Genomic DNA, 26497 nt, shown 5'->3' on the forward strand with positions numbered 1-26497 from the left:
GCAGCAAGCGCCGTGCTTATGTCACCGATAGCTGCGGTGATTGCTTTGTTCTGCACCGGATTCGCACTTGTTTCAGACAAGGCCAAATCAACGAGAACGCCACCCAAAAAAGAGTTGGTTGCTTGTTTAAGATATAAACCATTCTCATCTATTTCTAATCCTGCGCCTCCAACCTGGTCTCGATTCAATTTAATTCTTAATCCTGCGTTGTCTTGCTCATTAATAATCCCTCCGCGCGGATCGATGGATTCAAATTGATAACCAATAAATTTGGTATAAAGCTTCCCATCGTTTCCGATTCCTACGGCTTCGGTCTGTTCTGCGGTTTTTGCTACACCAACAATGCCACCGCGCGAATTATTTGAGGCCGCTCTAACGTAAATACCGTTCGATTCGATCATTAAACCTGGACCATTATTAAGCGAAGTATAAGTTTTAATGCCTAATCCAGTGTCGGTTTTTTTTAATCCTCCGTTCGGGTCAATCGTGACATCTGTTTCTGGCATGTCCCGCCACTCTGCTCCACCATTTCCAGTGCTGACGATGATCTGCCCTATTTCGCCTCCCGGCGGCACTCCTGCACCGGATGGGCCTGCTGGGCCTTGCAATCCGGTTGCGCCCGTTTCTCCCTTCGGGCCTTGCGGTCCGGTTAAGCCTTGCGGTCCGGTTGCACCCGTTTCTCCCTTCGGACCTTGCGGACCAATCGGGCCAACATTTCCACGCGGAATGGTGAACTTAAAAATCGGATTTGTGCCCGTTCCGGTGTTTTCGACTTTAGCTTCTGTTCCAGGTTCACCGGTCACGGCCGTCGCTGAAATGGCGATCCCTTCCGTTTTTAAATAAGACTGAACAAATGCGGAGACTTGTTGCTGCCAGATGTCCTTTGGAGGCAGCACGACAGACGAGCCGGGCGCGTCTACCACGATCAAAGAAAGTGGATGAGTCACGATTAATTCATTCTCTTTCGCAAACCCGACGCTTATCATCATCGTCCCGTTTTGTTTGAAGCATTCTTCAGGAATGACGATTGCGCCATCCATTACAGGAACAGAAACATTTAAATAAACAAGATCACAGGTCGGATAAGCAATTTGCGCGGTTGCTGCATAGCCCGAATAAGCCGGATCAGCAGAAAAGTCAATTTGAATGTTCGCGGAATGCTGAGCCGGAAGAATGCCGATATCGCTGCTAAGCGTCAGACCCTGCTGGGTAATCGTCCCGAATTTCATCATTTCTTTCCTCCTTCATTTTTTCAATTTGGTTCTGCAGCTGGATATGAACGGTGTCTAGAACAAGCTCACAAACCTCCAACGCAAGACCGCTGTCATTGATTGATTTAACAATATTAAATTTTAGCTTTTCGATTCTTTGCTTCAATTCAGTCATCGTTTAAACCTCCCCGCACAAGATCATCTCTCCGTTAATCGTCTTCCAAACGCAGCGCCGTGCAACACCACCAGAGCGGATGACGACGTAATAATTCTGGCTGACTAAATTTAAAGAATTATTTCCAGAAACGGTTAAATTTCCACCGGTGTCCGTATATATTTGCGAAGTCCCGCCCGTGTTTGAACTGATCGTAAACGTTCCATTTTCTTTAAAGTAGATCCCACACTTTTGATTGCCGTTTGAATCGTAATTCGTAATATTTAAAAAGGTATTACCACCGTCGCATCCCATTACAAAAGAATTGGCTGCATTTTTTGTCCCTGGTACATAATTCCACAAATTTATATCGCTTTTTAAGCCTGCCGTTGAAAGTTGAATTGAATTGACCTCGTTTCCTTCATCATTGTTATCTAACCGGATCGCATTCCAATCATCTTGAGATATTAAACTAACTTTATTAGCGTCTTGATCCTGCATTGATCGGTTGGTTAGATAAAAAAGAGAATTGTTGCTGCTGCGATACATTAATATCTGATTGGCAAGAATATTTGAAGTTCCGCGATTTTCCGCTCTGAATTCTCCGGATGTATTGAAATGAATCTTTCCTGAGCCTGTAAACTGAATTCCACCATTATCCGGCGTAGTGTTTGCGACAACATTTGCACCATCAGGATCACCAAATGTTATCACTGACCCAAAAATCGAAAGCGCATAAATTGCGTTAGCGGAAAGCGAATTAAATACAGCATCCCCATCTGCTGTGAACCCTGCTGACCATGTTTTCCCATAGTCTTTCGACACGGCGAATCCTGATGAATTTATAGTCCACTGATACTGGCTTTCTGCTAGTGTTGGTTTATTGTGTAAATAAATTTGATATCCACCATCAGTTCCAACAGGTTTCCGCGTAACAAAAAGACCAAGACCATTCGCGATAATTCCGGTAAACGCCGCAATCGTTCCATCAAGAAAGCCGGTCGCCTGTTCAATTTGACTTTTATTTTCTTCCGGGATTGCAATGATCGTTCCTTCAAGCGTACTCTTTGCGTCTCCAATTTCGATAGAAATGTACCTTTCCAGAAGCGAATCATAAACATATTTGATCATCTTAGCTTGAGCACTTATCCCGAGTTTATCAAACTTCACTCTTACCGTGTCGCATAATCCAAGTTTAAGCAAAGGCAACACTTCTTTAAATTCATCAAACTGCGATAAATCAACAAAAGAAACAGAAATTGAAATTTTCGGTGAAATCAAATCATTTTTTGATATATACTCTTGAGCCTTTGCATTGATTTCTTCTTTTGTAGGCGGGACATCTTCGCCGCTTTCATTTGTATTTTGAAATTCAGAAGACAGATCAAGATTTAAAATTTTATGCTCATCCGTTGATATAATGGTTTGAAGGTCTCCGACAATCGCTTTTTGATTTGAATCGATAATGTACGGAAATACTGCAGTATACATCGATTCAATGTTTTCTTCCTGATTAATGTCAATCAAATTTTTACCATAAGCGATAGTTAGTCCATTGTCTTTTCCTCGATTGGCCAAAAGTGACACTTTGTTATTATCCCATTTTAATTCCCCTCCAAATACATCAATCATCGACCCTTCTTGCCCACCCATCAACGCGCGGAAGCTCTGCGGCTTGTCGTTGATAAATGAACTTGTTGAATTTGTAATATCTGTAAACAAAGAAAAATCATTCCCACCAATCATGGACGATTTAATCCGTGCAAATGTTGCTGCAGCTCCGTTTGATTCAAACGGAAGCACCGATACCTTTGATAAATCGTAGCTGATATGATTTGCATAAACGGTAATATTCCCTCGAATGGGCTTCGAGACTTTTTGAATTCTAAACATCTGTTGAGGGTCATCCGGATTAGATTTAACTCGGATGACTCTGCCTGGTTTAATGTCAGAAAAGTGATCACCTTCGACAGGATAGTCAAGTTCAAGCGTATAAGGTCCATTTCTTTCTTCGGTCACTTCGCATCGGACACATCCAGTCAAACGGCCAATCCCATTAGTCTTGTCGTTAACAAGTTGATGAATTGTTTCTGTTGAATCTAATAATATCGGAATCATAAACGCCACCACCTTGGAATAATATAAGAATTCATCGATTCAGGAATTAAAATTGAATTAATGCCAGGAATCAAAATTGGGTATGATCCGGTCGTCAATTCAAGATCGCCGTTTAAATTTAAATTGCCATTTTTTGAATATGCTTCTTGAATATCGCAATCGATTACGACGCCATTTTCATTCTTTTTAAGGTTAACGATTTCACCATTTATATTTATTTCACCGGTTCCTGAAAGGACAACGATCAATGGAAGCGACGTTTGAAAAGTCGGATTATTTAAAATCGTTTCTGTTTTTAGATCGATTTTGCTTTCTCCTGATTTCAAAAAGCGCTGCGGCTTGCAATTAAATGAAATTGTGAAATTTCCCGATTTATTTTGAAACGGGTCACTTTCAAACGGGCCAGCATAAGACGCCATTCTGAATTCGTCTGGATGATACGAATCTTCTAGCCGATGATAAAAAGGGTCTTTTAACATAACATTTCTGAAATCGCTAGATCTGTTTGGAAAATGTCCGAAAATGAAAGCCGGATATTGAATTATTACATTATTGAACTTACCCAAATCGCGAATCAGATCGCCATTTCTTCCGGGAACACTGATTCGCTCAATCGCTCTTTCTGGCGAATTGTAAGTTCCGGATCCGGATATTTGAATTCCAAGCGTTAACGAAGAAACAGAATTAAAAGAAAAGTAATTGTAAATTAAAGGTTTAATCATGCAAACACACCTCTTTTTGTTTGTATCTTTTGATCTATAATTTCTGCGACTCTATCAGCGATTAGTCTTTCATCCTGACCTTCGGCAGCGTAAACATTTACATTAATCGAACCTGAGAAACCGGATGAAGGTGTATTCAACGAAGCAACAGATGGAGACCCAACATCAATTATCATACTTGAAGCAATGTTAGAAATCGCGGATTCAATCATCCACTCAGAATTCCTAAGACCCTTCGCCATTCCTCCAACGAAGTCGGGCATCCACTTTTCGTACTCCCGCAGCGGGCCGACATCCGGGCGAGAAAAGTGAAGCCATCCGGCGATCGTGTTGGCAATGCCAGAAACCGCATCGACCACTCCGCCTACCATCGATTTAATTCCATTAATGAACCCTTGAATCATATCTTTCCCCCAATTCACCGCTTGAGAAGGAAGTGACTTAATCCAATCCACCGCCTTCCCTATTCCATCAACGATTGATTTATATATATCTCCAACGGTAGTTGAGATCTTTTCTTTCATGTTTTGAAATGCTGTTTTTAAATATTCAATTCCTTCTGGTATAGTAACAGTAAAAAAATTGACAATATTATCTACGATTTCTTTTGCTTTATTTCCGATGTTTGTGAAGATTTCGATAGTTGCGTTTCTAAATCCTTCATTTGTTGCCCAAAGAGTCATGATTGCAGTCACAAGCCCAGCAATTAATGTAACGACAATCCCGATCGGATTTGCGCTCATTACCTTATTCATCAGCATTTGCGCTATCGTAGCTCCTTCATTTGCAGTTTTAAATGCTTTGATTGATGTAACAAGTCCATTTATCATTGATGAAACATTCCATGCAACAAAGGCTGCGCCGATTCCACTTATAATCGATAAGATTAATGGACCATTCTCAACAATCGAACTTATGAAATTTGAAAAATTTTCGCCAAATTTCTCCCAATCTGTAGTTTGCGTCATTTCGGTGATCTTTTTCGTCACATCTTGTATTAAAGGAGTTAAATGTTCGAGCAAAGGAATTCCTGCGTTTGCCGTAAACTGACGCCATGCTTCGTTTAAGTTGCCCTGAACATTCTCCCATCCATCAGCTTCCCGCGAAGCCTGACCCATTGCGCCAGAAAGTTCTTGCGCATCAAGAACCATTTGCAAAAGTGTTTTCTGTTTTTCAATTTCTGTTAAATCATTAAACTTTTTCCCGAATTGCTCCATTGCTTCCGCATTTCTTGTTGCTTCTGTCGCTGATAATCCAAGCGCTGCATCATTCGCGTAATTTCCTTTCAAGAAGCTCATTAAGCTTTCAGATGTTTCTTCCAGGCTTCGATCATAATACGCAGCCCCATCCGCTGCAGCTTGCAATGCCTTTTCCATGATTTCCATGCTTTCCGCCGTGCTCCCACCGGAAGACCTAGCAAACGCATAAATAGAGCTTCCTAATGTATTGAGTCGAGTTTCTAAAATCCCAGAAGAATTTGCGACATTTTTAATAGCTGTTTTCGCTTCTTTTTCAAACTCTCCAAATGTTTGCGCAAATTGGCTTGTTTCCGCTTTTATTGAAGCTGCATTTTCGATCATGTTTGACACTAATTCCTTAGATAAATCAACAAGTCTATTAAATCCATCTACTATGGTCTGACTTAATACGTTAGCCTTTAATACATCGCCAAATGAAGCCGCCGAATTTCCGCTTTCTTCAAATCCATCATCGACTTCATCTAATCCTTGTTCGATGTTTTTAAGTTGGCTTTTCATTTTATTTAGTTCGGTTTCAGCTTTGTTCATTTGCTGTGTCCATTTTTGGGTCGTGATATCAGCTTCGCCATATTTAGCAGCAGCTTCATTTACTGCCTTCGCCATTTGAGCAACCAACTTTTCTTGAGCTTGGATTTGTTTGTTTAATACCTCTTTTTGTGCAGCACTTTTTTTCTCTGCACTTGTTGATTTATCAAAAGAAGAAGACACCTTTTGCATCTCGGATGCAAGTGTCTTCGTTTGCTGGATAACTTCTTTTAATTGAGCGCGATACTCTGCTTCTCCATCAATTCCAATCTTAGGGCCAATGTTTACCGCCATCGCTTGCACCTCCTTTTTAAAAAAGAGGATGTCATTTCATTTTCATGACATCCTCAAATTTTAGCTTTTTCTTTTTTGGCAAAAGATTTCCTGATTCAATTTGATTGCAAGTAATTAAATCAAGAATTTCTCCATATTTAGAAAACCGGATTTCATTTTTGCTCATTCCTATTTTATAGCCGTAGAACATAATCCACCTGCTGTTTAGCTGGATTTTTCTTGATTTTCTTTTTTTTTGTTTTTCGGTTCTTCCCCTTCGACTTTTCGTTCTGAATCATTTTTCATGCAGCCCATTAAAGCTGATTGAAGATCATTAATTTCGTTTATCGGGTAAAAGCGAAAATCATCACTTGTCAAATAATCCGGCGTATAGCTCGGACAATCATAGGATTTATGGTCTTCAAATGCCTTATTCATAATGATCGCGATGTCAATCGTCGCTTCCATTGCCTTTAATGGATTATCTCCAAAAAGATCGGCCATGTTCGATAAATTTTCATCTTTGCACATTTTTGATAATTCTGAATATGCTTGAAAATTGTATTCGAAGACTCTTTCTTTTCCATTGATTTTCATTTTAGCTTAACCCCATTTTTTTCTTTAAATCCGTTACTGCTTCTTCTTCGCTCTCGAATTCTTTTCCTTCCCATTTCCAATCGTGGGTCGAATTGTCAGATCTCATTGTTGAAGCAGTCAGTTCTTGAGTTTGCCAGTCAATTTCCTCTCCTTGCGTCTCTGCGCCGGTTGAAGCCTCTTGGAATTTGTTTTTTAAGATAATAATCGGCTGATAAATATCATTACCATTTGATCTTGATTTCACAATGAAGCCAATGCTTACATACGGTGTCTTCTGTTCATCGCCAAACGCCGTCCATCCGTCTTCACCCGCTACAGGAAGACCGTAAATCAACTTCTTTGCAGCAATAAATAAGCCATCTACAGTTAACGTGGTCGTTCCGCCTGTGAATCTTCCGGAATCCGTTTCGGCAAGCTGATTGTCTGCGTAGAAATTATTATCATCAGAAGACTCTGGCTCAATTTGGACAGAAACGCCACGAGCAAGAACAGTAGGCGTACCAAATTTAATCGTTCCTCCCTCGGCTGAATAAGTTGCTACGTAAGGGTTAGAAAATCCGATTGTTACTTTTCCGGCAGCATATTGTGCAGTCATTTTTTTACCTCCTTATTTCATTATTTTTTTTATTTGTTCGTCGAGTTGTTTTTCTATTTCTTTTTCAACTTTTTTTCTGTTTTTACGGATTGCTTTATCCATAAACTGTGTCTTTTCTCGAAAAGATGTTCCTGAATTGATCGACCTTGCGATCATTGCGTTTGGCTGTCCGTTCGGAAATTTTTTTGTTTTTACGCTGTTATAGCCGTCAAACCCGATTTTCGCTGAGATAATCCCATCTCTTTCTTTCATCGGCGAAATGCCAAGGCTATCTTGAAGACCTTCTTTTTGTTTAGAAGTGAGCCCTTTCAATTTTTTGTTTTCAGTGCCTCTTTCTTTCGGCGAAACGATCGGAAGATTATCCACTTCTTTTTTTATCGCATCCGCCATGATTCCGGCAGCCGGATAAATAGCTCTTCTTATGATCTCATCTGAATTGACCTGCATTTTTTTAAGCATAGACAAATAAGAATTGATCGCCTCATTGTTTACAATCCATCTTGCCACTATATCTCGAAGCTCCATTCATAATGGATCAACTCAGTTTCTTCTTCGTATTGAACAGATTCAAGCTCAAACGATGGAAGATGAAAAAGAAAATCCTGAATTTCATCAATTCGCGGATCAAATTCTTCCTTTGTAAAAAGATCGATTATTCCCGCTATCGTTTGTTCTTCTTTTCGGTTTCCTCCATAAAAGCTTGAACCTTCTCCATTCTCTGCCCAAACTATAAACGGCGCCTCTTGATGAACCGGTCTAAAATAGTGATAACAAGTTGAAATTTCAGAAATAGAAGATTGAAAACTTTTTAATTTATCATTCAAGGATTTCATAGAATTTCTCCAATCTTGACAGTGTTAAATCAAACACTTTATTTCCATCGTCATCGGTTAGCGGCTGAACATTATCCAGACGAAACTGATCTCCATTTTCATTTTCCTGTCCATCATAAAAACTAAGAATAACATAATCGCCAATTTTCGGCCTTGTTCCTAAATTCAAAATTCTTGCAACAAAGTCTATTTTATGATTTGCACCATAAGCCATATATTGACGCGAATAACTGATTGATCTCTCACCAAAATAGCACTTGAAATAGGGCGCTAACTTCTCTTTAGGCTTTCCTCCCGGTTTAGTCTCGTCAATGATTTTACAGATCTGAATCAAACCTGAATCAAGCGCAGTTGTGTCCATGTTTTTATTCACTCACTTTCGCCTTTTGACTAAATAAAAGATTGTTTAATCTCCATCTTAACATCCTCGGCATTCCATTCTGCGGGGCCGATCTCCTCCGATATAAGTAAGCAGCATATATCGCAACCGTTTGAGCATGATCTATATCATTTAAATCTAATTGAATGCCTTCACGGGTGATCTCCGTCTTTGCGACGGAGATCAAATTTTTTATGAAGGCTTCCGTTTGTGGAGGCGGATTATATAAAGGAATATCCATGACCACAAGCGTATAAATTAATTCTTCCGGATTCATGCGCTATAAGAAACATTCACCGTATAAACACGGCTTGAATTTCCATTTTTTACGGTTACGGTTAACGGATGAGACCCATCAGTGAATGTTACGGTGGAACCATTCTTGACATTCTTTCCATTATAAGCCAGAGCTACAGAAGCATTTGCGTTTTTAGGTGTAGCCGTTACTGCTGCCGTTGCTGCAGAAGCAGTCATCGAATAGGTTAAAACATCGGAATCAAATGTCGGCGCTAAAGTCTGACCAGCAACAGTCAAGCTATCTAAATCTGCATCGTTAGCTGTATCTGCTGGAAACGGAATCGAAGTTGTCGGTGTTGTTCCATTAATGTTGATAGCAACAAATGCTTGAGGAATAATAGGCGATCCATCCGCACGTTCCTTTCCGCGGAATACGGTGTTATCCTGAATAAACTGAACAGACCGATCATATTCAATCTGCATTCCAGCTCGATGAACCCACAGATACAAGTCTCCGTAACCTCCGACGATATCATAGTCCGGCATAAATTCAAGAATGACGATGTCGCCTGTAATAACCGGCAACGTATCAGAAACACCCGCGACAATCGCGCCAGTTGCAGTAAACGTGATTGCCTTTGACTGTAATGCAGCCAGTGTTTTTGAATTCATTGCCCAGAATTTATTTCCTCGTGCATATCGATTTGTAATAGTTGCTGTCGCTGTGACTAACGCTGACCAGAATGCAGCGCCAGTTGTAGCAGATGGGATGTTCAGAATGTTAGACGTACTTAAATTTGTCCATTCCGGTGCGCTTGCCGGATAACCATCTGGTTTCTGAGTCTGCGCCAAACGAGTTACGATACCAAGCGGCATATGAGAAGCTGAACCTAATCCATACAAGATTGCCTTATCCTTGGCAAGACCGATAGATTCAGAAATCATTTCAACGATGTAAGATGCTAATTCAATATTGGAATCTTCCAGTAAAGAATTGCAAACTGGAATGAACCCAGCAACCTTGTAACCGTCTAATGTAATTTGACCAAACGAGAATGTAAGTTCATTAATCGCAGCGCACATTTCAGTCCAGATCGCTTCCGGCACGAGCCCGGCGATCGTCTGACGAGCTTCGCCGCGAACCGTTCTAACTCGTACGCGATCGATCAACTTTGAATAACGATACATATTTTCGGCGATTAAATCTAAGAAAACGACAGGAATCGTTAACGACCCGCCTTGCAAATCTCGCTTGTTTTTTCCGGCTTCGCGGATTTCGTTTAAGAATTTTTTTACATCGTCTCTCTGCATCCACATTTCTCGAGTTTCATGAGGAATGAGATCCATGGCGCGAATGTTTTTCTGTGCGGTTCTAATTGTGTTTCGGATGTTCATTTGATTTCCCCCTCTTTCTTCTTTCTTTTTTTCTTCTTTTCTCTCTGTTGGTGCTTTCTTTTCTTCTTCATCAAGCTCTGCTTCCAGACTTTCAATATCTGCTGAAAGCTTGTTTTTTTCTGTTTCGTGTTTTTGCTTTTCCTCGTCGAACGCTTCAACTTCTTCATTGACTGTTGTCATTTCTTCGTCTGTTGTCGCTTCTGAAATCGCGGTTTCAAGCTCGGCTTCCCTCGTTTCAAATTCAGTATCTTTTTTTCGCAATTCTTCTAACTGTTTTTTTAAATTGTCGATTTTTCGTTTTAACATCAGTGTTTTAAGCATTTTCTTTTTCTCCTTTCAGCTTTTTGAGCATAGAAAAACGCCAGGATTCGATCTGACGTTTTTTGATGTTTTCAATTTCGTTTTTTCGTGCTTGCACAGATGTCGCTTCATACGCCGGAAAGGTAACGACAGAAACCTCATAAAGTCGAACTTTTTTAATTTTCCAAACAGTAGGATTCCCATCTGAACATTCGATATCTTCATCAACAATATTGAATCCAAATGAGCATTGATCAACATCTCCGCGTTTCACTCGCTCATAAAGGTTAACGGCATCTTGATCGCTTCCATTGATCAAGATAGAACCCCACAAACCATAGTCATCTTCCCGCAGTTCTAACGTTCCGGCGGTTGTTCTTCCTAAGACAAGCGTGCTATCATGATTGATCAATGCGCGTACATCTTTTTTCGTTTCTCCGTCGAACGCACCCGGAAGCACAACTTCATAGGCTCCATCACATAATTCATATCGAGAATTAAAAACTGAAAAGTAGCCTTCGATTCTCATTTCTCCATTTTCTTCCCGTGTTTTAAAGTTTTCATTTTTCAAAGTTAATGTTCTTTTTTCCATTTATTCACCCCCGTTCAATTTACTTTGATCCCCCACTTTGCTTAGTGGGATGTAATTTTCCAAGATTCGTAACTCATCAAGACCTTCACGCGGTGACATTCCAATCCAATCTCGCGCCTCATTTCCGGTCATTATTCCTCTTTCGTATTGAGAATCGGCAACTTCTGCTAAGTCCCGAATGTCGTAATTGTAAAGACTTCTTGAATTAAATCTAAAAAACCAATCCGGATTTAAAAGAAGTTTTCTTGTTAATTCTTGCTCAATATTTTTTGCAAGAGGCATAATCCGAGATGAAATGAAATTGTTCCATTCATCCCTTTTAAACTCTCCAACACCCAAAACAAAAGCCGGAATTCCAAGAATTCCAGCAACTGTTTTTTTATCAAGCTGAATCATTTCAGAAAGCGCCAAATCGGAAAGGGTCAGCGGCTTAACTTGCTCGATTGAAAACTGTTCAGCCGGAATGAGCCACGGTTCACCAGCTCGGCCGGTGTTGACGTATTCATCAAGCAGATTTCTTCGTCCTTCTTTCCCAGCGAATTCTTCGGTCAGCGCATCGACTTTAACGATTAAAGATGGTTTCCATTTTGATTCCATGAACCCTTTCTGCGTTTCAGTTCCTTGTTTCAATGTTTGTGCAACATCAGATAAGGCAATCTGATACCCTTCGCCCTTCCACGGATAATAAGAACCAGGATTCAAAACAAAGTGAAGAATATCATCAGGATCATATAAATCACCGTTAATCGACACTTTATAATCCCACAAACCATCCGGGATAAATGCTGCCATCGCTGGTGGAATTGGTTGAAGGTTTTTAAGAATTCCTCTCCGCGTTTCCGGATAAACGACGGCGTTTCCATCACCTTCGATCATCATCGTTCGTATAATCCAAACTATAAAGTTCATTCGCGTCATGTTTCTATTCGGATCAATATCAATCTTTCTTGACAATTCATTTTTTACGCGGACATCTCCATTTTCTTTGTTTTCCATTAAATGAATGGTCATTGATCCGATTAATCTTGCGATCGTGTCAACCGCGGAAATGATTTCTGGGTTATGCGCCAAGCTTGTATATCCTGAACAAGTCAACGTTTCAAACGCGTCGCTGCTGCACAAATAAAATCCGTTTTCGCTATTTCTTTTATTTTTTGGTTCAGCCCGAATGTTTTTCTTTTTTTTCTTTAACATTTATTCACCCCCACCATTGCGCCGCTGCTTTAGCGCGGTCTAAGTTATCTAAATACCTTACGCAGCCAAAAACAGAAGCGTCAAATAAATCGATTCTCGTTGTTTTTCCTATTTTTTCAAAGTGGACTAAATCATCCGTCTTTTCAATTGCATGAACGTTGGCAACGCAATATTCATAAGCGTCGGAATGAAGGTAATACAAATTCCCATCTTTCGCGCTTTTTTCAATATATCTGAATCCTTCTGATTTTACATAAGAATACTGAGGCTGATCGACAACATTAAATCCATTTGATTTCATCAAGGTAAAAAATTCTCGCGCAAACTTTCTGTCTTGCCCGATCTGTTCAATCCTAAATCCTTGACGACGCATCGATTTAAACCATTCAACCACATCCGCAGCGTTAACCGTCGGAGTGTTGCACATGGTCAGCCATCCATCGTCAGCCCATCCGAAAAGCGGTATGTTATCTTCATCCGCTTTTCTCACTGCCATAACGACAGGGAAAAACGCGTGAGTTATGATGATATCAACACCTTTATAATGGCCGAATAAAGCAGCTGCGGTTAAATCATACAATCTCGATAAATCCGCACCTCCGTACCACTTAATCGGAAGCTTCGCTAATTCTTCTAATGTCCAATTGTACTTTTTGTCAGAAGCTCTAAATTCTTCAATGTCAAACCATGCCCGCATTGCGTTTGTATAAACGTTAAGGCTTCGACTGATATAGTCTTTCCTTTGTTGCGGGTCATTCTGCGCTTGCATCGCGTCGTTCATCATGTCTGATGGCCGAATCGTCACACCGTATGAAGGGTTCGCTTTTTCGTGTTGTTCTGGATTTAAGAAGTCTACATTTACTTTATCATCAGCGTCAGCATGAGAAACAAAGCAAAAAAAAGCATCATCTTTAGCAATGCCGTCGAGTACCTTTTCCGCATATTGAAGCCGCTGATACCCAAATGAATTGATGTTATCTCCTGCCGTCGTAATGCCAATCATTAATTTATTTGTATAAGCCTTCATTGCCTCTTTGAATCTGTTGTATTGCGCGGCCTTTTTGAATGCGTGAATTTCATCACAGATAGCGATATTACAGTTAAATGAATCCTGCGCGTCCGGGTTAGCTGCCATCGCGTCAATTCTAAGCGATCCGGATGTTCTTCCATCAGCATCATAGAAATTTAATTCAATTGAATGTTCCATGTTGTTGTCATGAATTACCGTCCCTTCCTCTTGATCGATGCCATAGTAGCGAACCGAATAAAGAATATCGTCAAATGCTTCCATTGCTTGCTTGAGTGCTGCTGCAGAGATGTAAATTCGTGCGCCTGATTTCCTTTCAAGAATTCCAAGCGCAAACGCTAAGCCAGCAACAAATAGAGTCTTTCCATTTTTTCTCGGAATATAAATAAACGCTTCATTTGTCCTTCTGATATTGCTTCCTTTCCAATACCATCCGACAAGATTATACACGATGAACATTTGAAAAGGCTGAAGGACTAGAGGCTTGTTCATAAGCGGCTGCCCTTCCAGCGTCTCTCCTTGTTTGTGAACAATTAGCTTTTGAATCAACATGATCACAAGATCAGGATCTCTTGTTCGCAGCTCAATATCATCTCGTTTAAGGTCATCTAAGAAGCGTTTGCATTCTCTGACGTTTCCGCCTGCTTTCACTTTTCCTGCGACAACATCTTTTGCATATTGAATTACTTGGTCTTTAAATTTAGAAACCATTTAGCGCCTCCGCAAGAACTGATTTCTTTTTCTGCTTCATCGACTTTTCGTCAATTTTTTTCAAGCCTGACGGCGTTAATCCAAGATCTCGCCAATAAGACAATGCCGTCCTTGTCAAATTGTCGATCAAGGATAATTCCGGATTCTTAATTGGAACTGGACCCGATGGCGTTGCCTTTACAATGACGCTTTTGCTTCCTGATTTTTTAAATTGTTTCATCGCTGTTTCCCTTAATTCCATGATCTCCGCAAGCTGATTGATCGGCTCATCAAAAAAGGGACGATAAGTCCCAGCTTGCTCACATGCTGCAATGATCTTCTTTTTATATCCTGCTTTTTTCACTTTATCGTCTCCTTTCTGCTTTTTAATTGTCAAAAAATTCGACCGGAGAGGGAAGAGTAAACCCTTTCCAGTAGAAACTGCCACGGAGGGTCATAGCGCCAAGGGGGGGGCTATTCCCTTTTGATCATTTGATTCATTCTATCAATAGCTGCTTGATAGTCGATTTTGTTTTTTATTGCTGCTTTATACATCAGTTTCTTTCCTTCTTCGGTTAACCCGCCTGTCTTTCTATCGTGCATTTTTCCGTGGTTGGTGAAGCTTAAGCTTATTAAGTTCCATAAGCACAATTCATATTCTGGGAAGAATTCGCGCGGAAAGATATGATGAACGCATTGCGCTGGATCCGGAATAGCCTTGTATCTCTTTGAGATCTGGCATTGATATCCGTCCCTTCGCAATGCCTTGCTGCTCACGTTTTTCCAAGAAGTTCTATCGTAAAAAAGATCATGCTGCTTTCTTAAATAGTTCATCTTTCTAACCTCAAAAATAAAAGCATAACGTTTTCTGAAAATATTCAGAGCCGATATGCTTTCATTCAATTTCTACAATACCATATTATCATCAAATTCGCTTTACTGAGTAAAGAAATTAAATAAAACCATTCAGCGCTTCTTTCATCCTTGAATACATTGTCGGCTTTGTCATGCCATATTGAGCTGCGACAATTTCAGACGGTTTTTTATTGATATAAAGGTCGGTGATTACCATCATCATTGATGGGTCAATTTGTGAGAGGATTCTATTTACTCGATTTATCCTTGAAGCATATTCTTTTTTTAAATTTAAAAGTTCTTCTTCTTTTTCCATTAATTCCAACCGATTGTCCTTGTACATAGCATTTTCATATCGAAGATCTGACGTGCTTATTCCAGAAACTCCCTGCATCTTATAAGCAAGATCTTCTAGCTTTTCGTTGATTTCAATTAATTCTTTTGTCAGGTATTTCAAAGACCTGCAATCTCTTTTAAATTGCTCGAACTTCTCTCTTTCTCCGTTCATTTGCCTTTCTATTTGCTGGAAAGATAACCAGTATATTATCTTTCCAGCACGTTTCCTTCCTTTCTGCCTTTTGTTAAGGTTTATTTTGCTATTTTTGATTCATGAATACTTTTCGGAATTTTTGGCCTGTTTTTCAGCTTCAAATTCACACTTTATTTCCGCATTTTGTTTGTGCGTTGTAGCGTCAACCGGCTGAAGCATGAACTTAAGAAGTTTATCAGAATCACAACAGATTCCGTTTATTTCACATGTCAAACAATCGCCCGAGAAATAACACTCATTCGCGTTGGCGATCGTAAGACAAATCTCGTTTATGTACTTTTCAACATTCTTCATTCTCTAACTCCCCTGGAACATTTTAGTTCTTCTCGTTCAGCAATCCGCATCTTATCTTTTGCCCGTTTGATCCTCTCGTCCACCGCTATCCCCCCCAGTCACTTCTATCAACTCTGACCGATACCGTTTTTTAAATTTGCGCCCTTGTTTGATGCTGTGGTACGCCGCAGCAAGCCACATATCGAAGAAGGCAGCGATCTCCGGAACCGTACCAATAAACACACATAGATCATTATCCTTGGTGTCGTACAAGGCATATATTTTTGTGCTCTTCCTCGCCATCCGTCAACCTCCTTAGAATCGTTCGCACGCGGTTTTTATTTTTCTCTTAGTAAGATTACCTTTTTTTCAAGAATGTTGCTAGAATCCCCATTTCTGGCCGCCACAATTCATTTCTTTGCGCTCAGCAGCTCGTAGCTTGCGTCTGAGCATTGCCAAATGACGCTGCAGGTCTCTTTTGCGCATCGGTGACAGTGTGTTAGCGATCTGTTTTTGCGTGGCCAGGATGGCCGCTTGGATCTCAGCGACGGTCATCACTGGTCACCTCCCATCCGATCAATCAGTAGCACGATCGCCACAAACGCGACGGCGAGCAGTGCGGGGATCATTGGTCATTGCTCCAATCCAGCGCCTGTCCACAATTATCGCAATAATTAGGAATGTCAAATGAGCTTAAGCTTATGCCACATCTTGGACATAGATAAACCGTAACGACACGATCTTTTTTAGGATACGATTCAAAGATTTCACGACGTTCAAACGGTTTTTGTGGCGTTGCTTTCTCTGCTAATTTTTTATACTTATTCATTTTCCTTCCTCCTATAAAACGATTATCTTAAACATAATATAAAGAACCGGAATAACGAGCCAAGGCTGTTTATATTTAATCTGAATGAAAACCAACGCAATTTGCAACGCCAATAACATCCAACGTACATCTATCATTCTTCCACCTGCTTTCTATAAAACCGACCTTTTTCAAAGTCCATATAATACCCTTCAGTTGAATGTTCAATAATTCTTTCAGCGTATCTTAATCCTTTTATTGGTTCCCAGTCTAAAGGCTTAAATAGATATAGCCAGCATTTGTTTTTGTTATCCCAGATCCACATTCCTTTTTCTAATTCATCGAACTTCAAAGGCGGATTGTCGAAGTGTTCATTTATCAAGGAAAGCAAACAATCAATTTCATTTTTAAAATATGCGTATAAGCTTAAAAATTCATTTTCATCGCCACCTCTTGTTGCCAATGTTACAATCGCATGCCCGCATTCTTCTTTAGTCAGTTTCATTATTCAATCACACCTTTCATTCTTTCTAAACGGTCAATCAGTTTCTTTTCGTCAATCATTTAATCCACCCATGCATCGCTTTTATAGCGTGCTTCTTCCTTTCTTTTTAAGTTTTCGGCTTGCTGTCGTAATCCGAGATTTTCACGATCCAGCTTTTTGATTCTTCCCTTTTTTCTGATTTCTTAAATTTGATCATTTGTCTAACACTTCCAATACAAATCCGTTGTCTTCGCTTTCTGAATGAATGCAGCAATTTAACCCATACGCCTTTAATGCGTTGATGAGCTTCTTATTGCCTCCTAACTTCTTAACCCTCAACGGATTCATGTAGACGTTTCCAAATCTTGCAAGGTGAGGGATAACATAATCGGTCAAAAATATTTCATTTTTACTCAATTTTGGCGGTAGGCAATCGCATATCTTTTGATCATATTCGATTTTTAAGTTTGTCGCCGCTTTTATCTTTCACCATGTGAAAATCGTTCCGTTAAACCGGCCGGATGCGATTTGCGCGAAGGTATTGTGGTTAATCCCACACATCCTAGCAAACTCCGCATGGTTCATTCCCCTTTCTCTTTCATATTCGTAAACAAGTTTGATATTCTTTTCAAATTGTTCTCTTTTTATCGTATACGCTGATGATGGCATCTATATTCACCTCTCTTTTTTTTATTCAGTTTTCGTTTATTTTTTTTCATCTTCAATAAAGTCAAACAAAGATGGAATATCTTTTTTTATCTCAGCTCTTCTGCAATAACCCACGCCGTCCCGGAAGTAATCTTCGTTCAATTCAATCCCATATCCTTTTCGACCAAGTTTAATGGCGCTCATCGGGACCGTAAACAAGCCTGCAAACGGATCAAGAACAAGATCTCCTGGATTGCTATATCGGTTAATGATCCGCTCAACGATATCTAACTGAAGCGGACATACGTGCATTTGAAGTCTACGCCGGCTCTGCTCGGTGTTGAGCGTCCGCATCCGGTTGATATCGTCCCAGACTTCGTCGGTCCAGCTTCCAGGCGCGACAACCATGAACGTCGCAGGCAGCTTATTGTTCTGGTCTAGTTTTTTTGCCAGTTCGACATGTTCTTCATAACTATACACAGATTCGCGCGAATATTTTCGATATGCTTTCTGAAGATTTGAAACCGGAATCCGGATTAGCTCGTCTTTGCTCATTAATCTATCGCCGCTGCTACGCCAGAATCCATGTGCGTCAATCTGCCATTGTGCTCTTGTATAGTCTTCTTTTGATTTAACTACCGGATCATCAGCGTAAGCATTAGATCGATTTGTCGGAAGCTTCCGAAATAGAAGAATATATTCAGGGCAACCTACCCCCATCTTCGACCCGTCTTTGCATTGTTCGGACCATCCAAGGCGATATGTTTGGTTGTTCTCCCTCACGACGTCCGTAACGACGGTAATCATTCCAAAATACTGAAATCCATGCTTCATATAGTGATCTATGCAAAGTGCATGAAATGGTTCGATCGTCGGCATTCCGGTACCTGTTGCGTTGCCGAATAAGACACGATCTTTGACGTGGATCGCAGCCACTCGTCCAGGCTGCAGGATCCGATATAATTCCGGCGTTAAAAAATCCATCTGTTCAAAAAACTTCTTTGTGTCTTCATTGTGACCGAAATCATTATAATTTGGCGTATATTCATAATGATTAGAAAACGGAATAGACGTGTGGATTAATCCAACACTGTTACTTTTCATTCGCTTTGTTTCTTCTACACAGTCATCGTTGACTGCCGTATATAATTTACCTTCAACTTTCACTGCTTTTACTCCCATCTTTCTTTTTAACCGTTCCGATTTCCCGGCTTCGCTCAACCCATATTTCTTCACAATTTTGATCATCTTACCTACCATGTGATCGTGCTGCTTCCACTTATCCATAAGGACATCTTTAACTTTGTCTTCTTCATCGGTATAAATGATATCAACGATAACTTTATCATTCTGAAGAAATCGATAAATCCGATGAACCGCCTGAATAAAATCATTGAATTCATAATCAATCCCAACGAAGATCGCTCGGTGACAATAGCGTTGAAAGTTGCACCCTGATCCGGATAGTTCTTTTTTTGTTGCAAACAAGCGACATTTTCCATCTGAAAAATCGATCACTCTTTTTTCGCGGATTTCATAATCCTGTGAGCCGTAGATCTCCACGGTATTGGGAATTTGCTTTTTGATCTCATGTCGTTCCGCTTCTAGGTCATGCCATAAGATAAAGTGAGCTTCCGGATCTGAATCAACGATTTCTTTTGCCTTTTTCACACGGTCCTGAATGCTCATTCTCTTGATTGCTGCAGCGTCATGAAGGCTCACTGCAGCGTCGCGATAAAGAAGTGGCTGCCCGTCGCGATCTGTGATTTCTGTGTTTTCAATATGCAGTCGGTGAAACCGAACATCCAGCGGAGGAAGATCATAACCATCATCAGAATAACTTGAATCAAGATCTGACGGCCTGGTAGCAAATAATGCCCAGCTGCTGACCCAAAGCCAAAACTCATCTTCTTGCGCTGGATATAATGTCAAATTATTAGCCTTTGTACTGTCTCTTTGAAAGAATCTCGTCAACGCTTGCCCTGTGTCCATAACACCTAAATATCCAGCATAATGAATCAGCTCTTTGTATTTGTTGGGCGACGGCGTAGCCGTTGCGACAAGCTTATATTTCACTTTTTTAAATTTATCAAGAAAGGTTTGATAAGTCTTGCTTCCAAAACTTCGCAGCACCGAAGCTTCATCCAGCGACGTCGCCGTGAAATAAGCCGGATCGATATCACCATCTCTAACGCGCTCATAATTTGTCAGCAGGATTGATTCTTCGCTGTTTTTGATTTCTTCCATTGTGCGCACATATTTCACTTTGATATTTAATAATTCGCGAGCGTCGCGTTCAAATTCTTGTTTTACGCCTAACGGAAGAACAATCAGCGCCCTCCCTCCTTCATGGTTTGTTATCTGTCTGCACCATTCCAATTCTTGAATCGTCTTCCCAAGACCAAATGATTCAAATAGCGCCCGACACCCTCCGCGGATCGCCCAGCATACCGCGTCCCGTTGATGCGGTTTCAGAATGGGTGCGATCTCTTCTGGATCGATATCAAATCCGCTTTCAGCTGCAAGTTCTATTTTTGTTTTTAAAAACTCTTCGTATTTCATACTTTCTCCTTAAAACGGCAAATCATCTATGCAGACATTATCAAACACTTCATCGTTGGTATAGCTATCTTGATTTAAACTTGTTTGTTGCTTACCACTGCTCTGCGTTGATGCTTGTCGCTGGATCTCGACCCGCTCACAGACGACTTCGGTAACGTTCACTTTCTGGCCAGAGGCATTGTCATAGCTGCGCGTCTGGATCCGGCCATCCACCGCAAGCAGCGCTCCCTTTTTTGCATATCTGCAAATGTAATCAGCAGCCTGACGCCAAGCCTGGCAGCTGATCCAGTCCGTGACCGCATCATCCTGCCCCTTTTGCTTAGGGCGATCCACAGCGAGCTGGAAGCTGCAGACGGACAACCCTGATTGTGTCTTACGCAGTTCTGGATCTTTGGATAGACGACCGGTTATGACTACTCGGTTAATCATAGACCTTATCCCCCAATCTATCGGCAAGTCGATACAGTTTTTGATTTTTAAATTTTGAAATCATGTCATCCGATATGTCAAAGATGATTTTGTATTGCTCAAGCATGATCTCTACGTCAACAATTTCCTCGACGACATTAACCCAATATGGGTAGTAGTGCGGATCACGGTTGACTTTATTTACGGCCTGGATCAGCTCTGCCATTTCCTCGATGCCTTGGTTGATCTGGGCTTCTTTGCCATATGTTTCAATGGCGAGCTTGTATAACCCCTCTTTTTTCATTTCTTCTGTTCCTCCTGTTCCCGCAGTTGCCTGCGGATTTCTTCAAATTCTTCGCGGTCGAAATCGGTTTCATCTGTGACTTCCGGATCCGATCCAGCTTTCATCTGTTGGTAGTAATCAGGCAGCACGTCCTGTCGTCGCGATGTAAAAGGGCTTTTCTGCTTAACTGGAAAGAAACCTTTCCAGCTTCTTTCTATCGATTGATTTACAATTTCAATTTTTGATAAATCATCTGATGCGAGTTTGTCGAGATTTTTTAATAATATTTTCAACGCATTTAACGTGAACCCTTTCATTTTGTTTCTCATTTCAACAAAATTTTCAAGCGATGATCGAAGATCTAAATTTGACGTGTAGTCTGCGATTATAGATCTATATGTTTTATTTACTTTACTTTTATTTACTTTACTTTTATTTGTGTACTTTCTGTTAACATTAACTCTATTTATGTCAACATTAATCCCGTTTATGCCATCATTTACTGCTTTTTTGGGTACATTTAAAACGGCATATTTATTGCAAATTTTTTCACCGATTCTTCTATCCGTAGCTTCTAAATATCTTTCCTGGATACCTTTTGAAGTTAGAATTCCAAATTCTTTAAATTTGCTTTGATCAAATATACCTCTTTTTAAACACGCATTGACTACCTCGGACACGGCGTTAACACCCACGGATTCTTTGCTCGCAAACATTAACGCAACGTCCTGCGACCATTCCATGTAATACCCATTTTCTCCATAGATATATTGGAATAGCCTGATCACAATGCCGAACCCAAGCAACCCAAACTCAGCCTTTATTAAATTTAATTTGGTATCTAGTGCGACATCTAACGGGAAGTAATCCAAGCCTTTTTTTACTGGTCTTCCCATTTTTACCTCCTTAACACCTTGCCAACCTAACCAGACGGACAAAGCACCAAATTCGGCTTCACTTTTATTTGTATCTCATTTTTTCCATTTTTTCGCGCTTTCTTTCTTTTGTTGCGCGAACATAAATTCTTGTCGTTTCCAGGCTGCTGTGCCCAAGAATATCGGCAAGCTCAATTTCTAGCCCACCCGCTTCCAAATACTCCAATGCAAAGAAATGACGGAAACTGTGCGGATAAACTTTTTCTTTTTTCACCTTTGAAGACCCTGCGATTTTTTTTAGTCGTTTCCAAATTGCAGAGTTGGTCAGCTGCTTCCCTGGTATTCGGCCAGGAAATAAAGTCCCTGATCGAATTTTGTTTTCTTTGCAATAAGATCGAAGATCATGAAGCAACTCACGTCTGATCGGTACAGATCTTGTTTTCCCTTTGTTAGTTACTTCTATATAAGGTCCTAAATTCTCAACGGTAAAGAATTTTAATTCTTCTATACGAATACCAGTCCCAGCAAGGACACGCATAATTAATTCAGTGTCTTTTTGGCCTGATTTTCGCGCCTGTTTTAATAAGCGCTTATAGTCTGTCAAATCGATCACATTGTCAAGCTCATATTCAATTTGCGATTTCACTTTTTCCAACGCAAGATCTTTTCTTCCGAGCCAATAAACAAATTTATCAATCGCCGTGATATAACTGTTTATACTTGTTGTCTTTTTTGTTTTTTCTTTCAGATGATTTTTGTAATCGATCATCAGCTTCTTTGTGATCTCAGAATCATCAGGCAGCCAGTCAATAAACGACTGAATATCCGATTTGTATTTATGCAGTGTCTTTTTTGATAATTCTTTGCAATATTGATCTTCAATAAACGAATTCAGATGATTCTGCATTTCTTGTTTATTCATTGGTTTTAACTTTATATTCCAAGACCTGGAATTACAATGAAGTCGTATGGATTCTCAAGAATCGCATTTGAAACCTTCACCGCTTTTTGATTTCCATTTTGATACAGAATTCCATCAATGATTATATATTCTTCCGCAGGATGAACTGATCCAGAAACACACTTTAATTTGAAGAATGTATTTTCTTTAACTTTCAAAAGGATTCCGATATTCGCCATTTCAAATCTCCATTTCTTTTGAACCTTGGATCGTAAATCCAAGCGTTAGAGAATACAAGTCTTCATCTGCGATCTCATACGTCCTATCACCAAGAATCAAATTTATTTCTTCATCATTTACCAGCTTAACGATTTTCATTAAATTCTTAATAACGGCACCTTTTTTAAATTGCTTTATGTTTGTTTCAACGTTAATTTCTCCTGTGTAGGATTGGCTGCTGTCAATCTGTACGGAATCAATGGTTAATACTCCGTTTGATACATCCATCACAATCGCGGTTCCAAAGTTTGAAGCTAAATTTAAGTGCCTGATTAGTTCGCCTTTGTTAAGATGCACCTTTCCTTTTCCACCTCCTGAGATTCTTTCAATTCCATCCACGAATCCTTCAATCAGTGTGGTATAAACCTTTTCTTCTTCGCAGCTCATGACAATCAAATTTCCGCATAGATACGGAGAATAGTTTACCTCTTTATTGATGATTTTTAATAAATCAGTCGGAATTGATATCTTGCGATCAACGCCTGTATTAATGCTGAACCGATACAGGACTTTTCCATCCGAAGCAGTTACACAATTCGGAGTTACCAAAATGCCTTTGCTTCTGTCTGTGTCACCAACAAAGTCACTTGCAGCTATCAATATATCAACCGGCAGATTTAATTGCTCTTTCCCGCTTAAGTCAGGCATATATTCTTTTGCTTCCGTTTGATTTTGAATTTTCAGCTTAACTTTGCCCGATTGAATTGAAATGGTTTCTCCGTTCATCGAAATGTCCATTTCATTAAAATTTCTAAGCAAATTGAAATCTTTTTTATTCAAAATGAATTTTATTTCACCATTTTGAATGAATCCGAGCTTTTCTTTTCGGATGATCCCAGTCCCGATGTTGTCGTAGCTGTGAATCTGGATTGTATCGTCAACGATGCTTACTATATTGTTGTCCATTCCTCTTTTGAAATGGAATCCTTCAACTTTCATTCTTAATTTCCTCCTGCCAGCTGCTCCATGAGCTGTACGATTAAATCTGTATCCTCAGCCTCTGACCACAGCGAGCGCTGTTGGGCTACCGTGGTCAGGCCGTTGTTGTAATAGTCGCCCATGATCTCAAACATGCGTCTGAGGCCATCCGTGGCCGTGCTGTACTGGCAGTACCGATCACCGCACCGGATGCCGGCCGGATTGTGTTTGGTCAGCCATGCGGACGAGCTTCCCCAGCCGGTCTCTAGTACAAACACCGCAGCGGCGTAAACCGGGCTGATCTGGTACTCCTCGGCCAGCTCCAGCAGCGCAACCGGCACCACGCCAGCAGCCTTACCTGTTGGCTGCCACTCGTGCCAGCTGACCACCATTTCAGCGGTATAAGCGGGCGGCGTGTCTTGCTGATAAAGATCGATCACTGTCACTGTCTGCGGCGCGGGTGCGGGGGTTTCTGCCTCTGCTGCTGGCAGGTTAAGCGTCACACCGGCGGTCACCGCAGCCGTGAGTACCACCAGTACTGGACGTTTAAGCCGATATTTTTTCATTTAATTCTCCCTCCCTTCACAAGCTTGATTGCTTGTGGTAAAATAGAGATGATCCTATAGCGATAGAATCATCTTGAATCCCCGACGCCGCCAAGCTATCAGGGGATTCTTTTTTTATTACCTTGATTTTGACTTTTAGATCATCTGTCGACATGATCTCGGCTAATGCGTTAATCAGTCGATCAATAGACACTTGATTGTTCATAGTTCACCAGCTTTCAGTACAGATTTGTGAGCATTTGCATTTAATGGTTACGCTTAGATATTTCCTCTAGCGTAATGTTTTTCATTCTTACAAACACGTCTTCCCAATCTCGGTCTAATTTCCTTAGGTAATGTATCCCGACAATGTTACTGATACATACCGATGTTATAAAAGATACAAGAAGCGCTACTGTCACAGTCACCACTCTCTCACCTCGCTTTCTAGTTCTTTGTTCATTCGCTCACGCTTCTTTCTATTAGAATGTTAAGATTATCTTTAGGTTTATCGCTTAGTGCAGTTAATTCCGAGTTGACTGCACTTTTTATTTTTTTAGCCATAAAATTTTTGTACTCTAAACTTTCTTTTGCGAAGCTTGAATTTATAATGCAAGTAATTCTGTGCAGCAGACACGGAAGCTCAATATCGATCAAATTATCTACGTCTTCGTTCACTTTAATATCACTCCTTTAAATAGTCTTTATCAAAAAACAATCGTTCCGCCTCGGTGATATTATCGAGCGGATGAAGAATTGAGCCTGGGAAACTCTTTCTTGCTTCGGGTTTGCTCACATCCGAGCAAGTAGGCCATCGCAGCGATCTCAAACACCTTCTGACCGTCTTCCGGAAGCTTATTGACCATCTCGATTGCGGGCTTTCTAAGCTCTTTTTTATTTGCTTCTAACATTTTCTTTCTCCTTTCCTTGACTCTGCATTCTTCCGGGCTTGTCACCGGCTTCGGCTGCATTAAGGACGCCCGAAGGGCTTATTTACTTATTGTCAATGTGCCATCACCAACCCAAACCGAACCGTCCGAATAGACACATGAATTGAATGCATATTCATGTTTTCCTATTCTGAATAAGATGTAAGTTCTATCTCCGGAAGCTTCTAATAGACGAATATCTTTAAGTTTTGGTTCAACTCCGAACTCACTTCTGAATGCCGCTTGCGCTGTTTTCTTGATCTCTGTATTTGTTGCGTTCATCTTTTCTTTTCCTCCGTTTTTATTTGCTAAGCATATTATAGACCATAATAATATTTATGTCAATTACTTACACGATAAAAATTATTCTTTACAAATATTTTTCGCAATGCTATTATATTAATATAAATGAGGTGGAAAAATTGGAAATCTACGAAAGAATAAAAGAATTGAGAAAAGCTACTTTGCAGATGAATCAAACAGATTTCGGTGAAAGAATTGGTTTATCTCAATCCAATGTCGCAAATATAGAAAAGGGCCGAATTTCCCTAACAGATAGAAACATTCAAGTAATCTGCGCAACCTACAATGTAAATGAAAAATGGCTGCGAACCGGCGATGGCGAGCCATTTAACGAACTATCTGAACAAGAAGAACTTGCCGCATGGATGGGGACAATCTTGAAGCCGGAAAACGACGGCTGCACAAAACAGAGAATCATCCGAATACTTAGCCAGCTTGAAGATGATGAATGGGAAGCTATAGAAAAGATCGCCAAGAAGATCGCAGAAGAATATAAAAAAGGCTGAGCGCGTCCAGCCTTGGATGTTATATCATTGATCGAATAAACGCGATAATGCGTTTAAGCTTAGACTGATCTGTGATCAGTAACAGAAGATCAGTGATCTCTTTAATAAGATCTTCATACATAAATAAGCACCCCCCTATTGCAGATGTCCGGCCGGGGTTGCTCTGCGAAAATATTCTATCAAATTTTAGCGATTTTTGATAGAAGCCATATACGGCATTAAAACAAATAAAAAAATCCCGCCAGCGCCAACTGGCAGGATCGGCAGCG

Annotated in this window: 35 protein-coding genes and 1 pseudogene; 1 reads left to right on the plus strand and 35 read right to left on the minus strand. The window is 40.4% G+C overall.

The annotated features are described in order from the left end of the window. The 34 genes and pseudogenes from I2D94_RS18600 to I2D94_RS15795 all read right to left on the minus strand — a co-directional run. Nucleotides 1–1232: pseudogene (locus I2D94_RS18600) on the minus strand (collagen-like protein); the annotation flags it as partial. Next, on the minus strand, nucleotides 1189–1386 hold the full coding sequence (locus I2D94_RS15635) for a hypothetical protein (protein ID WP_195397581.1): 198 nt from the start codon (nucleotides 1384–1386) through the stop codon (nucleotides 1189–1191). The pseudogene I2D94_RS18600 and the gene I2D94_RS15635, both read right to left, overlap by 44 nt. Nucleotides 1387–1389: 3 nt before the next feature. Beyond that, nucleotides 1390–3483, minus strand: a complete 2094-nt coding sequence (locus I2D94_RS15640) for a phage tail spike protein (RefSeq protein ID WP_195397582.1) — start codon at nucleotides 3481–3483, stop codon at nucleotides 1390–1392. Continuing rightward, the gene (locus tag I2D94_RS15645; RefSeq protein ID WP_195397583.1) at nucleotides 3480–4205 is read right to left on the minus strand and encodes a hypothetical protein; all 726 of its coding nucleotides are present in this window, start codon (nucleotides 4203–4205) and stop codon (nucleotides 3480–3482) included. The genes I2D94_RS15640 and I2D94_RS15645 overlap by 4 nt, the downstream gene beginning before the upstream one ends. Beyond that, nucleotides 4202–6283 (minus strand): hypothetical protein, encoded by a 2082-nt coding sequence (locus I2D94_RS15650; protein ID WP_195397584.1) that lies wholly within the window; start codon nucleotides 6281–6283, stop codon nucleotides 4202–4204. Before I2D94_RS15650 ends, I2D94_RS15645 begins: the two co-directional genes overlap by 4 nt. 31 nt (nucleotides 6284–6314) lie before the next feature. Beyond that, on the minus strand, nucleotides 6315–6473 hold the full coding sequence (locus tag I2D94_RS15655) for a hypothetical protein (protein WP_195397585.1): 159 nt from the start codon (nucleotides 6471–6473) through the stop codon (nucleotides 6315–6317). A 14-nt stretch (nucleotides 6474–6487) separates the two neighbouring features. Continuing rightward, nucleotides 6488–6859: a hypothetical protein gene (locus I2D94_RS15660; RefSeq protein ID WP_195397586.1), complete on the minus strand. Its 372-nt coding sequence runs from the start codon at nucleotides 6857–6859 to the stop codon at nucleotides 6488–6490. Nucleotide 6860: 1 nt separating this feature from the next. Next, nucleotides 6861–7454, minus strand: coding sequence for a major tail protein (locus tag I2D94_RS15665; RefSeq protein ID WP_195397587.1), 594 nt, complete (start codon nucleotides 7452–7454; stop codon nucleotides 6861–6863). 12 nt (nucleotides 7455–7466) lie between these two features. Further along, nucleotides 7467–7961, minus strand: a complete 495-nt coding sequence (locus I2D94_RS15670) for an HK97-gp10 family putative phage morphogenesis protein (protein WP_195397588.1) — start codon at nucleotides 7959–7961, stop codon at nucleotides 7467–7469. Then, nucleotides 7961–8287, minus strand: coding sequence for a hypothetical protein (locus I2D94_RS15675; RefSeq protein ID WP_195397589.1), 327 nt, complete (start codon nucleotides 8285–8287; stop codon nucleotides 7961–7963). The genes I2D94_RS15670 and I2D94_RS15675 overlap by 1 nt, the downstream gene beginning before the upstream one ends. Then, a complete protein-coding gene (locus I2D94_RS15680; protein WP_195397590.1) occupies nucleotides 8271–8660 on the minus strand; it encodes a hypothetical protein in 390 nt (129 codons plus the stop codon). Before I2D94_RS15680 ends, I2D94_RS15675 begins: the two co-directional genes overlap by 17 nt. 279 nt (nucleotides 8661–8939) lie before the next feature. Beyond that, on the minus strand, nucleotides 8940–10619 hold the full coding sequence (locus I2D94_RS15685; protein WP_195397591.1) for a phage major capsid protein: 1680 nt from the start codon (nucleotides 10617–10619) through the stop codon (nucleotides 8940–8942). Continuing rightward, on the minus strand, nucleotides 10612–11190 hold the full coding sequence (locus I2D94_RS15690; protein ID WP_195397592.1) for an HK97 family phage prohead protease: 579 nt from the start codon (nucleotides 11188–11190) through the stop codon (nucleotides 10612–10614). The genes I2D94_RS15685 and I2D94_RS15690 overlap by 8 nt, the downstream gene beginning before the upstream one ends. Further along, complete coding sequence (locus I2D94_RS15695) at nucleotides 11191–12384, minus strand: phage portal protein (RefSeq protein WP_195397593.1); 1194 nt, start codon at nucleotides 12382–12384, stop codon at nucleotides 11191–11193. It lies immediately after the preceding gene. Nucleotides 12385–12388: 4 nt separating this feature from the next. Then, nucleotides 12389–14122, minus strand: a complete 1734-nt coding sequence (locus tag I2D94_RS15700; protein WP_195397594.1) for a terminase large subunit — start codon at nucleotides 14120–14122, stop codon at nucleotides 12389–12391. Next, on the minus strand, nucleotides 14112–14465 hold the full coding sequence (locus tag I2D94_RS15705; protein WP_195397595.1) for a P27 family phage terminase small subunit: 354 nt from the start codon (nucleotides 14463–14465) through the stop codon (nucleotides 14112–14114). Before I2D94_RS15705 ends, I2D94_RS15700 begins: the two co-directional genes overlap by 11 nt. A 110-nt stretch (nucleotides 14466–14575) precedes the next feature. Next, nucleotides 14576–14935: an HNH endonuclease gene (locus I2D94_RS15710; RefSeq protein ID WP_195397596.1), complete on the minus strand. Its 360-nt coding sequence runs from the start codon at nucleotides 14933–14935 to the stop codon at nucleotides 14576–14578. A gap of 118 nt (nucleotides 14936–15053) precedes the next feature. Then, on the minus strand, nucleotides 15054–15464 hold the full coding sequence (locus I2D94_RS15715) for a hypothetical protein (RefSeq protein WP_195397597.1): 411 nt from the start codon (nucleotides 15462–15464) through the stop codon (nucleotides 15054–15056). Nucleotides 15465–15563: 99 nt separating this feature from the next. Then, nucleotides 15564–15800, minus strand: coding sequence for a hypothetical protein (locus I2D94_RS15720; protein WP_195397598.1), 237 nt, complete (start codon nucleotides 15798–15800; stop codon nucleotides 15564–15566). Nucleotides 15801–15851: 51 nt separating this feature from the next. Further along, nucleotides 15852–16082 (minus strand): hypothetical protein, encoded by a 231-nt coding sequence (locus tag I2D94_RS15725; RefSeq protein WP_195397599.1) that lies wholly within the window; start codon nucleotides 16080–16082, stop codon nucleotides 15852–15854. 78 nt (nucleotides 16083–16160) lie between these two features. Continuing rightward, on the minus strand, nucleotides 16161–16334 hold the full coding sequence (locus I2D94_RS15730) for a hypothetical protein (RefSeq protein ID WP_195397600.1): 174 nt from the start codon (nucleotides 16332–16334) through the stop codon (nucleotides 16161–16163). Nucleotides 16335–16404: 70 nt separating this feature from the next. Beyond that, nucleotides 16405–16608 (minus strand): hypothetical protein, encoded by a 204-nt coding sequence (locus tag I2D94_RS15735; RefSeq protein WP_195397601.1) that lies wholly within the window; start codon nucleotides 16606–16608, stop codon nucleotides 16405–16407. Nucleotides 16609–16741: 133 nt separating this feature from the next. Then, on the minus strand, nucleotides 16742–17092 hold the full coding sequence (locus tag I2D94_RS15740; RefSeq protein WP_195397602.1) for a hypothetical protein: 351 nt from the start codon (nucleotides 17090–17092) through the stop codon (nucleotides 16742–16744). A 684-nt stretch (nucleotides 17093–17776) separates the two neighbouring features. Further along, complete coding sequence (locus I2D94_RS15745; RefSeq protein ID WP_195397603.1) at nucleotides 17777–20281, minus strand: DNA methyltransferase; 2505 nt, start codon at nucleotides 20279–20281, stop codon at nucleotides 17777–17779. 9 nt (nucleotides 20282–20290) lie between these two features. Further along, nucleotides 20291–20710: a single-stranded DNA-binding protein gene (locus I2D94_RS15750; RefSeq protein WP_195397604.1), complete on the minus strand. Its 420-nt coding sequence runs from the start codon at nucleotides 20708–20710 to the stop codon at nucleotides 20291–20293. After that, complete coding sequence (locus I2D94_RS15755) at nucleotides 20703–20993, minus strand: hypothetical protein (RefSeq protein WP_195397605.1); 291 nt, start codon at nucleotides 20991–20993, stop codon at nucleotides 20703–20705. Before I2D94_RS15755 ends, I2D94_RS15750 begins: the two co-directional genes overlap by 8 nt. After that, nucleotides 20990–21868 carry a DUF4373 domain-containing protein gene (locus I2D94_RS15760; RefSeq protein ID WP_195397606.1) on the minus strand — a complete coding sequence of 293 codons (879 nt, stop codon included), beginning with the start codon at nucleotides 21866–21868 and terminating at the stop codon, nucleotides 20990–20992. The genes I2D94_RS15755 and I2D94_RS15760 overlap by 4 nt, the downstream gene beginning before the upstream one ends. 64 nt (nucleotides 21869–21932) lie before the next feature. Then, nucleotides 21933–22769: a tyrosine-type recombinase/integrase gene (locus tag I2D94_RS15765; RefSeq protein ID WP_195397607.1), complete on the minus strand. Its 837-nt coding sequence runs from the start codon at nucleotides 22767–22769 to the stop codon at nucleotides 21933–21935. Nucleotides 22770–22780: 11 nt separating this feature from the next. Continuing rightward, nucleotides 22781–22987 carry a hypothetical protein gene (locus I2D94_RS15770; protein WP_195397608.1) on the minus strand — a complete coding sequence of 69 codons (207 nt, stop codon included), beginning with the start codon at nucleotides 22985–22987 and terminating at the stop codon, nucleotides 22781–22783. A gap of 1 nt (nucleotide 22988) precedes the next feature. Then, complete coding sequence (locus I2D94_RS15775) at nucleotides 22989–23966, minus strand: hypothetical protein (protein ID WP_195397609.1); 978 nt, start codon at nucleotides 23964–23966, stop codon at nucleotides 22989–22991. Between the two features lie 2 nt (nucleotides 23967–23968). Further along, nucleotides 23969–24511 carry a glucosaminidase domain-containing protein gene (locus I2D94_RS15780; RefSeq protein ID WP_195397610.1) on the minus strand — a complete coding sequence of 181 codons (543 nt, stop codon included), beginning with the start codon at nucleotides 24509–24511 and terminating at the stop codon, nucleotides 23969–23971. 438 nt (nucleotides 24512–24949) lie between these two features. Continuing rightward, nucleotides 24950–25168 (minus strand): hypothetical protein, encoded by a 219-nt coding sequence (locus I2D94_RS15785; RefSeq protein ID WP_195397611.1) that lies wholly within the window; start codon nucleotides 25166–25168, stop codon nucleotides 24950–24952. Nucleotides 25169–25227: 59 nt separating this feature from the next. Next, nucleotides 25228–25401: a hypothetical protein gene (locus I2D94_RS15790; RefSeq protein WP_195397612.1), complete on the minus strand. Its 174-nt coding sequence runs from the start codon at nucleotides 25399–25401 to the stop codon at nucleotides 25228–25230. Between the two features lie 78 nt (nucleotides 25402–25479). Then, on the minus strand, nucleotides 25480–25701 hold the full coding sequence (locus tag I2D94_RS15795) for a hypothetical protein (protein ID WP_195397613.1): 222 nt from the start codon (nucleotides 25699–25701) through the stop codon (nucleotides 25480–25482). Between the two features lie 140 nt (nucleotides 25702–25841). Here I2D94_RS15795 and I2D94_RS15800 point away from each other — a divergent pair, with 140 nt between their 5' ends. Beyond that, complete coding sequence (locus tag I2D94_RS15800; protein ID WP_195397614.1) at nucleotides 25842–26228, plus strand: helix-turn-helix domain-containing protein; 387 nt, start codon at nucleotides 25842–25844, stop codon at nucleotides 26226–26228. A 19-nt stretch (nucleotides 26229–26247) separates the two neighbouring features. Here the strand turns inward: I2D94_RS15800 and I2D94_RS18405 are convergent. Next, the coding region (locus I2D94_RS18405) for a hypothetical protein (protein ID WP_229056916.1) at nucleotides 26248–26497 on the minus strand (250 nt) is incomplete at its 5' end.

This window comes from Holdemania sp. 1001302B_160321_E10 (assembly GCF_015552275.1).
Taxonomy (GTDB): domain Bacteria; phylum Bacillota_I; class Bacilli_A; order Erysipelotrichales; family Erysipelotrichaceae; genus Holdemania.